Below are 13,375 nucleotides of genomic sequence, written 5' to 3'. Positions count from 1 at the left end.
TCGTTATTTATAATTCCTAATCCAATTTCAAAACTGCTAGGAAAGCTTCTTGTGGTATTTCTACGTTTCCTACTTGTCGCATTCTTTTCTTACCTTTTTTCTGCTTTTCAAGTAGTTTTCTTTTACGCGTAATATCCCCACCATAACATTTGGCAGTAACATCTTTTCTTAGCGCTTTTACCGTTTCTCGTGCAACAACTTTCGCTCCAATAGCTGCTTGAATGGGAATTTCGAATTGTTGTCTTGGAATAAGTTCTTTTAGTTTTAAACAAATTTTCTTTCCTAAACTATGAGCATTACTTCTGTGAACCAAGGCAGATAAAGCATCTACTTGATCACCATTTAAAAGTACATCTAGTTTTATTAAGTCGGAGCGCTTATAATCAATTGGTGTATAATCAAAAGAAGCGTATCCCCTTGATACTGATTTTAATTTATCGTAAAAGTCAAAAACTACTTCGCCCATTGGCATTTCAAATGTAATCTCAACACGTGACTGTGTTAAGTAAACTTGATTTTTTAACTCACCACGTTTCTCAATACAAAGGTTCATAATTTGACCAACATAATCAGACTTGGTAATGATTTGAGCGCGAATGTATGGCTCTTCTACATAATCCAATTTTGACGGGTCAGGAAGTTCTGAAGGGTTGTTAACCTGCAACAACTCGTTATTTTTTTTCAAATATGCTTTGTACGATACGTTTGGAACAGTGGTAATAACTGTCATGTTAAATTCCCGTTCTAAACGCTCTTGTATGATCTCCATGTGGAGCATGCCTAAAAATCCACATCGAAATCCAAATCCTAAGGCAGCAGAAGATTCAGGCTCAAAAACTAATGAAGCATCGTTTAATTGAAGTTTTTCCATCGAATATCGAAGTTCTTCGTATTCGTCAGTATCAACTGGGTAAACACCAGCAAAGACCATAGGTTTAACATCTTCGAATCCTTGTACAACTGATTGGCAAGGGTTTTTAACAGTGGTAATTGTATCCCCGACTTTTACTTCATTCGCCTTTTTAATTCCAGATATAATATATCCTACATCACCCGCAGTGACTTCTTTTCGAGGCTCCATATCCATTCGTAAAATTCCAATCTCATCGGCTTCATATTCTCGCCCTGTATTCACAAATTTTACTAAATCACCTTTTTGAATTTTACCATTCAACACACGGAAATAAGCTATAATTCCACGAAATGAGTTAAATACTGAGTCAAAAATCATCGCTTGCAAAGGAGCGTCTTCAACACCGACAGGGGCAGGAATTCGCTCAACTATTGCACGAAGTATATTGTCAACTCCTAATCCTGTTTTACCACTCGCAGGTATTACATCTTCTGGGTCACAACCAATTAAATCGACAATTTCATCTGTCACTTCTTCTGGCTGCGCACCTGGTAAATCCATTTTATTTAAGACAGGAATTATTTCTAAGTCATTCTCCAAGGCTAAGTAAAGGTTTGAAATTGTTTGTGCCTCAATTCCTTGAGCTGCGTCAACAATTAAAAGCGCTCCTTCACATGCCGCAATTGAACGAGAAACTTCATAAGAAAAGTCAACGTGTCCTGGAGTATCAATGAGGTTCAAGGTATATTTTTCACCGTCTTGAACATAGTCCATTTGTATAGCATGACTTTTAATAGTGATTCCGCGCTCACGTTCCAAATCCATATCATCCAATGCCTGATTTTGCATATCTCTATCCGCAATCGTTCCTGTCACTTGCAACAATCGATCGGCCAAAGTACTTTTTCCATGGTCGATATGTGCTATAATACAAAAGTTTCTGATGTTCTTCATGCTGCAAAAATAGGAGAATTTAATTTAATTTTAATCATGTTAAGACCGTAAAAAACACATCGTTTTTATGAAGTTCAGCTTGAATTGCAAATTTTACTTGAAAACGACAAGTAAAATCATTAACTTTAGAGCTCAACCCCATCACTAATTCCTTTTATATGAATGAAGAGTATCTGCACTATGTGTATGATAAACGTATGCTTGGTGATACTTTTGAAACGGTTGATGGACACCGGTTAGACATTATTGAATTTGGAACTTTAAACAAAAACGCAGGACCTGATTTTTTGGACGCTAAAATCAGACTAAATGGAAACGTTTGGTATGGTGCGATTGAATTTCATATTTATGCCTCTGATTGGTACCGACACGGACATCAACATGACGCGGCTTACAATGCTGTTATCGCTCATTTTGTTCTTTTTCATGATCGTGAGGTCTTTATTAATAACTCGCAATTGCCTGCTGTTGCCATAAACTCACTTATTCAAAAAGAACATTTGTTGAAGTATCAAGGAATCATTTCAAATCAGTCGATGATTCTTTGTGAGAGTCAGTTAAATTTTGAGGAGAAAATAGATTTTAAACAGGCCATTGAAGAAAGTATTCAACAGCGGTTGTGGCGTAAATCAATAAAGATGATTCAATTAATTGAAGAAGTAAGAGGTGACCGTTTAAAGGCATTCATAATTGCAATAGCTCGTGTGTTTGGAGGAAAGGTAAATCAAATTCCCTTTGAGACTTTGGGAAAAAGTTTAACGATTAACTTTTTTAGTAAACTTAATTTTGATGAATTTAGAGTTTCTGCGCTTGTCCTTGGTGTCTCAGGTTTGATTCCTGAAGAAACTAATGACAAGTATTGTAAGCGATTAAAACAAGAGTTTCATTATCAAAAGCACCTGTTTAACTTAACTGAATTGCCGAAAGTTACTTGGCGCTATTCCCGCATGCGACCAAACAATTTTCCCGATAGACGGCTTGCAGAATTTGCACTAATGGTTAATCAGCTTTTATATAAAGGATTCGATGTCGAAGGCAACTGGAGTATCAAAGATTTTTATGCCATTTTTCAGGTTGATTTGCCTGAATTTTGGGCGCGCCATTATAGGTTTAAAAATCAATCTAAAAAGAGACTCAACAAAAAACTTTCTAAATCTCTGCTGGATTTGATTCTAATAAACGCCGTTGTTCCTTATATTTACGCTTTAGGAATTTGGCAAGGTGAAGATGAATTGACAGAGCGAGCAATTGAAATTTTAAAAAAAATCCTTCCAGAAAAAAACGGGATAATATCAAAATGGAAAACGGTTGGTATTCCGATAAGTTCAGCATACGAATCGCAAGGTTTGATTGAATTAATGAATGAGGGTTGTAAGCAAAAAAAATGCTTATTTTGCAATGTAGGCAAAACAATATTAAAGGTTGAAGTATGATACAAAAAATTGCACTTTTTTTCGAGTTACGTTCTTTTGGTGTTAGCACGTGGTTTGCTCGTAAAATGCGTGTAGATGTTTCAAGAGTAAGACTGTTTTTCATATATAGTTCGTTCATTGCTTTGGGGTCTCCTATTGTCATTTATATGATCATGGCCTTTGTGCTGGAGCATAAGCACATTTTTAAATTGCAACGTCGACGAAAATCAATTTGGGAACTCTAGATGTTATCCACCTTTAAATATTTCTCAAAATTTTACTACGCCCTTTTACTGCTTGGTATTGTTGTTCTAAGTGGAACAATCGGTTTCATGGTTGTTGAGGGATGGTCAATGTTTGATTCGTTCTACATGACCATAATTACAGTTTCTACAGTAGGGTTTAATGAGGTTAATCAATTGTCTGACGCTGGAAAATTATTTACTGCCTTTCTAATTATATTTAGTTTTGGAACCTTTGCATATGCGATTTCAGCAATAACTTCCTACATTGTAGGAGGGGAGTATAAAGCGTATTATCAAGAATATAAATCATTAAAATCAGCAAAAAAAATGGAAAATCATACGGTTGTTTGTGGATATGGTAGAGTAGGTATGCAGGCTGCGCATGATTTGCGATTCTACAAAAAAGACTTTGTGGTTATTGAACGTGAAAAGTCAATAACAGAAAATTCGGACAGAGGTGAAGTTCACTTTATTCATGGAGATTCTACTGATGATCAAATTTTACTTAAGGCGAGTATCAGTACAGCAAAAGCTTTAATCACAGCATTACCGAAAGACGCCGATAATTTGTTTGTCGTTCTTTCTGCTCGAGAATTAAATCCAAAATTGAAAATAATTTCAAGAGCGTCTAGTTATTCTTCTATGCGGAAGTTAAGAATTGCAGGCGCGGATAATGTCATAATGCCTGATACTGTTGGTGGTGCTCATATGGCATCTCTAGTTGTTAATCCGGACATTATGGAGTTTATGGATTTAATCAAAGTGTCGGGTAAGGCAGCTGTTAATCTCGAAGAAATTGAGTTTAGAGAACTGCCTGATGATGTAAAATATACCACAATCGGTGATCTTCAAACTAAATCACTGTCAGGTTGTAATGTAATTGGATATCGGTCGCATGACGGTGAATACATCATAAATCCTTCCAATGATCTTAAAATTTTACCGAATTCAAAACTGTTTGTTCTCGGAAATCCAGAACAAATAAGTAAGTTAAATACCGTGTTAAAAATAAAAGGGAACTAGATTATGAAGATACTGGTCACAGGGGCAAATGGATTATTAGGACAGAAAATTATTCGACAACTGTTAAAGTCAGATATTGAGTTTTTAGCGACTTCGCTGGGAAAGAATAGAAATCCTAATTGCCCTACCACAAATTATTCAGCACTCGACATAACTAGCCCAAAGGAGGTTCAGCAAGTTTTTGATGCATTCCAACCAACTGTAATTATTAATACAGCTGCCATGACAAATGTCGATGCTTGTGAAAATGACCCTGAAAATTGTCACCTAATAAATGTAAAGGCAGTGGAACTGCTTTTTGAAAATGCTAAAGTCAGAGGGGCTCATTTTATTCATTTGTCCACCGATTTTGTGTTTGATGGTGAAAATGGCCCGTACAAAGAGGAAGACGAACGAAACCCTTTAAGTGTTTATGCGAAATCAAAGGTAGACTCGGAAAATCTATTAATCAATCAATCCTATGAAAATTGGTCAATCTTGCGAACTATCATCGTGTTTGGTGAAGGAGAAAATTTGAGCAGAAGTAATATTGTTTTATGGGCAAAAGAAGCGCTAAAATCAGGGAAAGAATTAACCATCGTTGATGATCAATTTAGAGCGCCAACTTGGGCTGATGATTTAGCATGGGCTTGCATTCAAACAGCTAAATTAAATGCGCAAGGTGTTTTCCATATTGGAGGACCAAAATTGTACGCAATTTATGATCTAGTTGTTGCTATTGGGAAGTATTATGGGTTTTCAACCGAAGCGATTAAACCAATTAGCTCTAGCACACTAAATCAGGCGGCTAAACGTCCTCCTAAAACTGGTTTTGTTCTCGATAAAGCGAAGTCAATTTTAGGATATGCACCTAAAAGTCTCGAAGATTGCTTAGCTTTAATAAGTTAGGCCATCTCGCATTTTTTTTTATATTTGTTCGATGCCCCATTTTGGGAGGTTAAAAACATCAAAAACTATTTATGAAAAAAATCTTACCGCTCTTATTAGCCTTTATTCCTTATATTAATTTTGCTGCAGAAAAAGGTGTTGACGAAAAAATCGATAAAGTTTTTGGTGAGGCTACTGGCTGGTTTGTGAATGGGATTTTTTATGCAATTCCAATAACGGACAAAATTGCTGTTCCATGGGTGTTAATCGTACTGATAGGAGGAGCACTCTTTTTTACATTTTACTTCAAATTAATCAATTTTACTGGGTTTAAAACGGCTATTCAAATAGTTCGGGGAAAATACGATGATTTAGAAAAAGAAGGGAGTGAGGAAGTGAATGCTTCGGATTCTGTTCATACGGTGGACGGCGATATTATTGATACTATTCGGGTTGAAAAAGAAGAGAAAGAACATCATGGTGAGGTTTCGCATTTTCAGGCCCTAACTGCCGCACTTTCAGCTACTGTTGGATTAGGTAATATTGCAGGAGTAGCAGTAGCCTTATCTATTGGAGGACCTGGAGCAACTTTTTGGATGATTGTTGCAGGTTTTATTGGGATGGCTTCAAAATTTACGGAGTGTACCTTGGGTGTGCGTTACAGGGAAATTGGTGAAAATGGTCGCGTTTTTGGAGGACCAATGTATTACTTGAAGAAAGGGTTGAATGAAAGAGGATTTGGTAATGTTGGAAAAGTTTTAGCAGTTGTATTTGCAGTGATGTGTATTGGAGGTTCTTTTGGTGGAGGAAATATGTTTCAGTCAAATCAAGCGTTTGCAATGTTGCAATCCTATACAGGTGGAGATAATAGTCCGCTAGATGGTTATGGTTGGGCTTTTGGCTTAGTTATGGCTGTTTTGGTAGGAATTGTAATTATTGGAGGTATAAAGAAGATTGCGAATGTAACAGATAAAATCGTTCCTTTTATGGTTGCGATTTATGTCGGTGCCGCGTTGATTATTTTGGGAATGAATTTTTCAGAAATTCCCTCGGCGTTTGGTCAAATTTTTGACGGGGCTTTTACAGGAGCTGGAATCGCCGGAGGAGCGTTTGGTGTTTTAATTCAAGGATTCAGAAGAGCGGCCTTTTCCAATGAAGCTGGTATTGGTTCTGCCTCAATTGCACATTCTGCCGTTAAAACTAAATATGCTGCAAGCGAAGGTTTGGTAGCCCTGCTCGAACCTTTCATTGATACTGTACTTGTTTGTACAATGACTGCTTTGGTACTTATTGTCGCAAACGGAGATGGCTCAATTATGGTTTATGGCCAAGAAGTGAAACAAGGCGTTGAGGTTACTTCTAAAGCTTTTGGATCGGTAATTAGCTTTTTCCCGCTAATCTTAACAATTGCGGTGATTTTATTTGCCTTTTCAACAATGATCTCCTGGTCATATTATGGTTACCAAGCTTGGACGTATTTATTTGGTCGTTCAAAAAACGTAGAGTATACTTATAAAGGGCTTTTTTGTTTATTCGTGATTGTTGGTGCAGCCTCTCAATTAAAGGCGGTAATCGATTTTTCTGACGCAATGATTTTTGCCATGTTGGTGCCGAATATGATAGGTTTGTTTTTGCTAGCTCCAAAGGCAAAAGAAGAATTGAATAAGTTCATGACAAAGATCAAGGAAATAAAAGGATAATTTGAAAGGATACTTTAAATTTAATCGATTAGAAAAATATGGTGTCATTACTTTAATGACCGTAATTCTCGTATTTATCTTTCTTTTAAATGTAAATCTAAGTCCAAAAGAATTACCAGATGAATTGTTTGTTCATAAAGACAGCCTTTCCTATATAATAATCAAGGATAAAAAAGAACAAAACCCAGTCGAAGTCGAAAAGAAGACTTCCCAACCAAAGGAAAAAATTACCTTCTTTGACCCAAATGATTTATCCAAAGATGACTGGGTAAATCTTGGTTTTTCCAATAAACAAGCAGAATCAATACTCAATTATAAAATCAAAATAGGGGGATTTAAGTCAAAAAAAGATGTTCAGAGTAGTTATGTTGTATCTGAATATATGTATGAAAAAATTGAACCATTCATCGTCTTTAATCAAACTAAAGAAGAACTGTTAAATGAGGAGAGTAATAAAGAAATTGCTGGAATTCGAATTGAACTAAATACGGCAACTAAAGAGGACTTAATTACCATCAAATGGATAGGTCCCTATTATGCCGATCGAATTATTGATTGGAGATCAAGGACTGGTGGTTTTGTAAATATTAATCAGGTCGATGAGCTCGGGTTGCCTGATGAAGCTTACAAATCAATTATTGAAAATACGAGTATTAACCCCGAAATGGTAAAAAAAACCAACGTCAATACGGCTTCAAAAAATGACCTTAAGAAGATTCCCTTCACAAATTGGCGCGTAATTGCAGAAATACTGAAATTTAGGGATCAAGCTAAAATTGAAAATTTAGACTTTTTAACGGAAGAAATGATATCATCAGAGGATAAAATAATGTTATCGAAATATCTCTCTTTTTAGTCTTTTTACCGTCTGTATCTGATTTAGCGCTATCATCATATATTGAGGCAAAATAAACGATAACTTCTCGGCGTTTAATTTTAATATTATTATTTTTACGCTCGCTAAAACAGGAACACTATGTTGATAAAAGAAAACGAAAACCAACGAATGATTCAGCAAATGGTTAGAGATTTTGCTGAAAAAGAAATCCGACCAAAAATGATGGAATGGGATGAATCGCAAGAATTCCCCGTTGAAGTATTCAAGAAGCTTGGTAATTTAGGCTTGATGGGTGTTTTAGTACCAGAGGAATATGGAGGAAGTGGTTTAGGTTATTTTGAATATATCACAATTGTTTCTGAGATTGCACAGGTTTGCGGCTCGATAGGTTTGTCAGTAGCTGCACATAATTCACTTTGTACAGGCCACATTTTATACCACGGTTCAGAAGAACAAAAGAAAAAATACTTACCAAAGTTGGCTACGGCAGAGTTTATAGGTGCGTGGGGCTTAACTGAAACAGGTACAGGTTCTGACGCGGGAGGTATGGCTACTACGGCAGTGAAAGATGGAGATTATTATGTGTTAAATGGTTCTAAAAACTTTATAACACACGCTATTTCTGGGGATGTTGCTGTGGTTATTGCACGTACAGGAGAAAAAGGAGATTCACACGGCATGAGTGCATTTATTATAGAGAAAGGTACACCTGGTTTTACTTCTGGAAAAAAGGAGAATAAACTTGGAATGCGCGCTTCAGAAACAGCAGAACTAATATTTAATAATTGTCGCGTACATAAGGATCAATTAATTGGGGAAGAAGGGAAAGGATTTATTCAAGCAATGATTGTGCTAGATGGAGGTCGAATTTCTATTGGTGCGCTGGGCTTAGGGATTGCTAAGGGTGCATTGAATGCCGCGATTAAATATTCTAAAGAACGAGAACAATTCGGCAAGCCGATATCTAAATTTCAAGGAATAGCCTTTAAGTTAGCTGATATGGCAACCAAAATTAAAGCTTCCGAAATGTTACTACTTGAAGCAGCTGATAAAAAGAATAAGCATGAAGTAATGACAAAAGAAGGAGCAATGGCGAAATACATGACATCAGAAGTTGCTGTCGAAGTTTCAACGGATGCCGTTCAAATATTCGGTGGTTATGGCTATACGAAAGATTTTCCAGTTGAGAAATTCTATCGTGATTCGAAGCTTTGTACGATTGGTGAAGGAACTTCTGAGATTCAAAAACTTGTAATTTCTAGAGAATTATTAAAATAGATTTGTTAAAATGTATTTTTGCATTATCTTTGCACCCCTGATTAGATTTTAAATAAACGAAGAATATGTTAATTGTACCATTGAAAGAAGGAGAGAACATCGAGAGAGCTCTTAAGAAATATAAGAAAAAATTCGAGAGAACTGGTATCTTGAAAGAGCTAAGATCAAGACAGCACTTCACTAAACCATCTGTTGAGAATCGTCAGATGAAATTGAAAGCTGCTTATATCGAGAAGTTGAAAAGAGAAGAAATGTAAGAAACATTTTTACCAAAAATACGTAAAGGAGTATAGGAAACTATTACTCCTTTTTTTATGCAGTTTATTCAAGAATTTGAAAATTATCTAATCCATGAGAGGCGATACTCCCCTCATACGGTTCAAGCATATCGTAAGGATTTAGAGCAGTATCTTCATTTAACAGCATCAGAATCTGATCAGGATGTTAAAAACGCTACACACAAAACTATACGGAATTATATTGTTGATCTCGTAGAGTCTGGCCTTGAAAATTCAAGCATAAATCGCAAGTTGTCTTCCGTTAAAACATTCTTTAAATTTTTACGACAACAAAACTATATTGATATTAATCCAGCAATAAAAGCACGAAGCCTTAAGCAAAAAAAAGTATTACCTCAATTTGTGCCAGAATCACAACTATGGAGTAGTAATGTATTTGAAGATGAAAAAGATCCATTCTACCGCGCGCAAATCGAATTAATTTTGGAACTGTTTTATCAAACGGGGATTCGATTAAGTGAGCTAATCAATCTAAAAGAGGTGGACATTAATTCGAAGCAAATTAAAGTGCTCGGTAAACGAAATAAAGAACGCATTGTTCCAATCTCAAAATCACTCTACCATTTAATTGTAAATTATCAAAAAATAAAAGAAAATATTGAAGAGAATTCCCCTTTCTTAATGATTCATAAAAACGGAAAAAAACTAGGACCAAAATTTGTTTATAGTAAAGTAAATTACTACCTTGGAAAGGCTACGAATTTAAGCAAAAAAAGTCCGCACGTTCTTAGACATACGTTTGCGACTCATATGTTGAATAATGGAGCCTCATTAGAGTCTATTAAAAAACTATTAGGTCACACAGACTTGTCTTCAACGCAGATTTATACGCATAATTCGTTTAAGCAAATTAAAACCATTTATGAACAATCACACCCCCGTGGAGTGAGCCGGTAGCAATATCGATTAAAACTTTAAAAGTATGGATCTACAAGTGCATTCCGTCCATTTTGACGCAGATAGAAAGTTAATTGACTTTATTCACAAGAAAATTGGTAAGCTAGAACTTTATTTTGATAACATTATTGCTGGTGAGGTATTTTTAAGACTAGGAAGCCCATCAGAACCTGCAAACAAAGTAGCAGAAATAAAACTAGCAATTCCAGGTAAAGAATTGTTTGCAAAAAAAGAATGTAAAAGTTTTGAAGAAGCAACCGATCTAGCATGCGAAGCGTTGCGTAAACAGGTTACAAAACATAAAGAAAAAAGAGCATAATAAAATAATTAAAAACTAAAACGTCTCGATTGGAAACAATTCGGGACGTTTTTATTTCAAACTAATCAATATGAAAACTATTTTAACCGTTGCAGCATTTGTTTTCTCAATGCCGCTTTTTGCACAAACTCAAATCGGAGGCAATGTTATGCCAAACGTAATGAAAGTCGGATCTCAATACCTAAAGATGAATGGTGGTGGAATTCGTGAAAAAATGTTCATTGATTTATATGTAGCAGTTTTATATTTAGAATCCAAAACAACAAGTGCTCAAGAAATTTTAAGCGCAGACAAACCAATGGCGGTAAAGATTAAAATTATTTCAGGAATGGTCGACAATGACAACTTTGAAGAAGCTATTCGTGAAGGATTTGATAAATCGACTAAAAACAACACTGAACCCTATAAAGAACGGCTCGAAAAATTGATTGAAATTGGCTTTAAAGAAGATATCAAAACAAATGATATTTTTGACCTTGTTTACCATCCAGGAACTGGTTGTCAATTAATTAAAAACAACAAAGTGCTGGTAACTGTCGATGGCTTGGATTTTAAAAAGGCACTATTCGGAATATGGTTGGGTGAAGACCCTGCTGACGGGACTTTGAAGAAGAAAATGCTAGGGAAATAAAAAAAAATAAAAAAAAGTTGAAATTTTTTGATGTCATTAAAATTGTTTGATATATATTTGCACTCCCGTTTGAAAAACGCGGAAGATTTTAAGTTCTTTAAATAAGAAATTGACATTAAAAATTGCCTCTGTAGCTCAGCTGGCTAGAGCAGCTGATTTGTAATCAGCAGGTCGTGGGTTCGAGTCCCTCCAGAGGCTCAATTTTTTTTGTTTTGGGGAGATACCAAAGTGGCCAACTGGGGCTGACTGTAACTCAGCTGTCTTCGACTTCGTAGGTTCGAATCCTGCTCTCCCCACAAAATTGCTTTGAAAAAAAGTTAAGCGGGAGTAGCTCAGTTGGTAGAGCGTCAGCCTTCCAAGCTGAGGGTCGCGAGTTCGAGTCTCGTCTCCCGCTCAATTCAAAAAGATGATATTCAAATGCTAGTTTCAATTGGTTTTGAATGATGTCTTTTTTAGAAAAATACAGTTGTGTTTTTCAAAGAAAAACTTGTTCTTAGCTTGCTGAGAACTTTATTGATCATACAAGGTTTCTTGTAAAAATTGTCAAACGTGGCAATGATTGATAGACTAGTGCCGGTGTAGCTCAGGGGTAGAGCGTTTCCTTGGTAAGGAAGAGGTCATGGGTTCAAATCCCATCATTGGCTCTGATATGAGTCGAGGATGGAGGATGAAAAATTAACCCTCTATTTTCTGTGGACAATTTCACGGAATATCCGAATTAATGAACAGGTCTACGCGAGGGCTCTAAAGGGAGAAGTACACACTTTTGTAAGTGTGTTTTGTTGTTGTATAATTTTGAATTTAAATAATAAGTAAACAATTGTAGATTATGGCTAAGGAAACATTTGATCGTTCCAAACCGCATGTGAATATTGGAACTATTGGTCACGTAGATCATGGTAAAACTACTTTAACAGCTGCTATTACAGTAGTATTAGGAAAAGCTGGTGGAGCTGAAGTTAGAGATTTCGATACTATCGATAACGCACCTGAAGAAAAAGAAAGAGGGATCACTATTAATACTTCTCACGTAGAGTATCAAACTGAATCAAGACACTACGCTCACGTAGATTGTCCTGGTCACGCGGATTACGTAAAAAACATGGTAACTGGTGCTGCTCAAATGGATGGTGCTATCCTTGTTGTAGCTGCAACTGATGGTCCAATGCCTCAAACTAGAGAGCACATCTTATTAGGAAGACAAGTTGGTGTTCCTCGTATGGTTGTATTCATGAATAAAGTGGATATGGTTGACGATGAGGAGTTACTTGAGTTAGTTGAGATGGAAATTAGAGAGTTACTTTCTTTCTATGAGTACGATGGAGATAATACTCCTGTAATTGCTGGATCTGCTTTAGGTGGATTAAACGGTGAGCCTAAATGGGAAGAAACAATCATGGAGTTAATGAATGCTGTTGATTCTTGGATTGAATTACCAATTAGAGAGGTAGATAAAGATTTCTTAATGCCTGTTGAGGATGTTTTCTCAATTACTGGACGTGGAACTGTTGCGACTGGTAAAATTGAAACTGGTGTTATTAACTCTGGAGAAGAGGTTGATATCTTAGGAATGGGTGACGAAAAATTAAAGTCTACTGTAACTGGGGTTGAGATGTTCAGAAAAATCTTGGATAGAGGTGAAGCTGGTGATAACGTTGGTCTATTGTTAAGAGGTATTGAAAAGTCTGAAATCAGACGTGGTATGGTAATCGCTAAGCCTGGTTCAATCACTCCTCATAAACAATTCAAAGCTGAGGTTTATATCTTGAAAAAAGAAGAAGGTGGACGTCATACTCCATTCCATAACAAATATCGTCCTCAGTTCTACTTAAGAACAACTGACGTAACTGGTGAAATCATTCTTGAAGATGGTAGAGAAATGGTTATGCCTGGTGATAACGTAACTATTACAGTAAACTTAATCGTTCCTGTAGCAATCAACCAAGGGTTAAGATTCGCTATTAGAGAAGGTGGTAGAACTGTTGGTGCTGGTCAGGTAACTGAAATCTTAGACTAAGTCTAGACAGTACAATATATTATAGGATCCCGTCCCGAGTGA

At 36.1% G+C, this 13,375-nt stretch carries 13 protein-coding genes and 4 tRNA genes; 16 read left to right on the top strand and 1 reads right to left on the bottom strand.

Annotation, left to right across the window (positions count from 1 at the left end):
* Positions 1 to 16: 16 nt before the first annotated feature.
* The gene (gene lepA, locus A8143_RS09820; protein ID WP_070138012.1) at positions 17 to 1,807 is read right to left on the bottom strand and encodes a translation elongation factor 4; all 1,791 of its coding nucleotides are present in this window, start codon (positions 1,805 to 1,807) and stop codon (positions 17 to 19) included.
* Positions 1,808 to 1,965: 158 nt separating this feature from the next.
* Between lepA and A8143_RS09815 the strand changes: the two genes are divergently transcribed.
* From A8143_RS09815 to tuf, 16 genes are all read left to right on the top strand, one after another.
* A complete protein-coding gene (locus tag A8143_RS09815; protein ID WP_070138011.1) occupies positions 1,966 to 3,240 on the top strand; it encodes a DUF2851 family protein in 1,275 nt (424 codons plus the stop codon).
* Complete coding sequence (locus A8143_RS09810) at positions 3,237 to 3,464, top strand: PspC family transcriptional regulator (RefSeq protein ID WP_083261315.1); 228 nt, start codon at positions 3,237 to 3,239, stop codon at positions 3,462 to 3,464. The genes A8143_RS09815 and A8143_RS09810 overlap by 4 nt, the downstream gene beginning before the upstream one ends.
* On the top strand, positions 3,465 to 4,487 hold the full coding sequence (locus A8143_RS09805; protein ID WP_070138010.1) for a potassium channel family protein: 1,023 nt from the start codon (positions 3,465 to 3,467) through the stop codon (positions 4,485 to 4,487).
* A 3-nt stretch (positions 4,488 to 4,490) separates the two neighbouring features.
* Complete coding sequence (locus A8143_RS09800) at positions 4,491 to 5,375, top strand: SDR family oxidoreductase (protein WP_070138009.1); 885 nt, start codon at positions 4,491 to 4,493, stop codon at positions 5,373 to 5,375.
* 71 nt (positions 5,376 to 5,446) lie between these two features.
* The gene (locus tag A8143_RS09795; RefSeq protein WP_070138008.1) at positions 5,447 to 7,054 is read left to right on the top strand and encodes an alanine/glycine:cation symporter family protein; all 1,608 of its coding nucleotides are present in this window, start codon (positions 5,447 to 5,449) and stop codon (positions 7,052 to 7,054) included.
* Position 7,055: 1 nt separating this feature from the next.
* Positions 7,056 to 7,910 (top strand): helix-hairpin-helix domain-containing protein, encoded by an 855-nt coding sequence (locus A8143_RS09790; RefSeq protein ID WP_070138007.1) that lies wholly within the window; start codon positions 7,056 to 7,058, stop codon positions 7,908 to 7,910.
* 120 nt (positions 7,911 to 8,030) lie between these two features.
* Positions 8,031 to 9,170 (top strand): acyl-CoA dehydrogenase family protein, encoded by a 1,140-nt coding sequence (locus A8143_RS09785; RefSeq protein ID WP_070138006.1) that lies wholly within the window; start codon positions 8,031 to 8,033, stop codon positions 9,168 to 9,170.
* Between the two features lie 65 nt (positions 9,171 to 9,235).
* Complete coding sequence (gene rpsU, locus A8143_RS09780) at positions 9,236 to 9,427, top strand: 30S ribosomal protein S21 (protein WP_070138005.1); 192 nt, start codon at positions 9,236 to 9,238, stop codon at positions 9,425 to 9,427.
* 57 nt (positions 9,428 to 9,484) lie between these two features.
* A complete protein-coding gene (locus tag A8143_RS09775; protein WP_070138004.1) occupies positions 9,485 to 10,366 on the top strand; it encodes a tyrosine-type recombinase/integrase in 882 nt (293 codons plus the stop codon).
* Positions 10,367 to 10,391: 25 nt separating this feature from the next.
* A complete protein-coding gene (gene hpf, locus A8143_RS09770) occupies positions 10,392 to 10,685 on the top strand; it encodes a ribosome hibernation-promoting factor, HPF/YfiA family (RefSeq protein ID WP_070138003.1) in 294 nt (97 codons plus the stop codon).
* A 70-nt stretch (positions 10,686 to 10,755) separates the two neighbouring features.
* Complete coding sequence (locus tag A8143_RS09765) at positions 10,756 to 11,316, top strand: chalcone isomerase family protein (RefSeq protein WP_070138002.1); 561 nt, start codon at positions 10,756 to 10,758, stop codon at positions 11,314 to 11,316.
* Between the two features lie 124 nt (positions 11,317 to 11,440).
* Positions 11,441 to 11,514: transfer RNA gene (locus A8143_RS09760), tRNA-Thr, on the top strand.
* A 16-nt stretch (positions 11,515 to 11,530) separates the two neighbouring features.
* Positions 11,531 to 11,612, top strand: a tRNA-Tyr gene (locus A8143_RS09755).
* Between the two features lie 25 nt (positions 11,613 to 11,637).
* Positions 11,638 to 11,710: transfer RNA gene (locus tag A8143_RS09750), tRNA-Gly, on the top strand.
* 178 nt (positions 11,711 to 11,888) lie between these two features.
* Positions 11,889 to 11,960 (top strand) — tRNA-Thr (locus A8143_RS09745).
* 185 nt (positions 11,961 to 12,145) lie between these two features.
* Positions 12,146 to 13,333 carry an elongation factor Tu gene (gene tuf, locus A8143_RS09740; RefSeq protein ID WP_070138001.1) on the top strand — a complete coding sequence of 396 codons (1,188 nt, stop codon included), beginning with the start codon at positions 12,146 to 12,148 and terminating at the stop codon, positions 13,331 to 13,333.
* Positions 13,334 to 13,375 lie beyond the last annotated feature (42 nt).

It is taken from the genome of Crocinitomix algicola (assembly GCF_001661595.2).
Lineage (GTDB): Bacteria > Bacteroidota > Bacteroidia > Flavobacteriales_D > Crocinitomicaceae > Crocinitomix > Crocinitomix algicola.
This window is presented reverse-complemented; position numbering and strand designations above follow the sequence as displayed.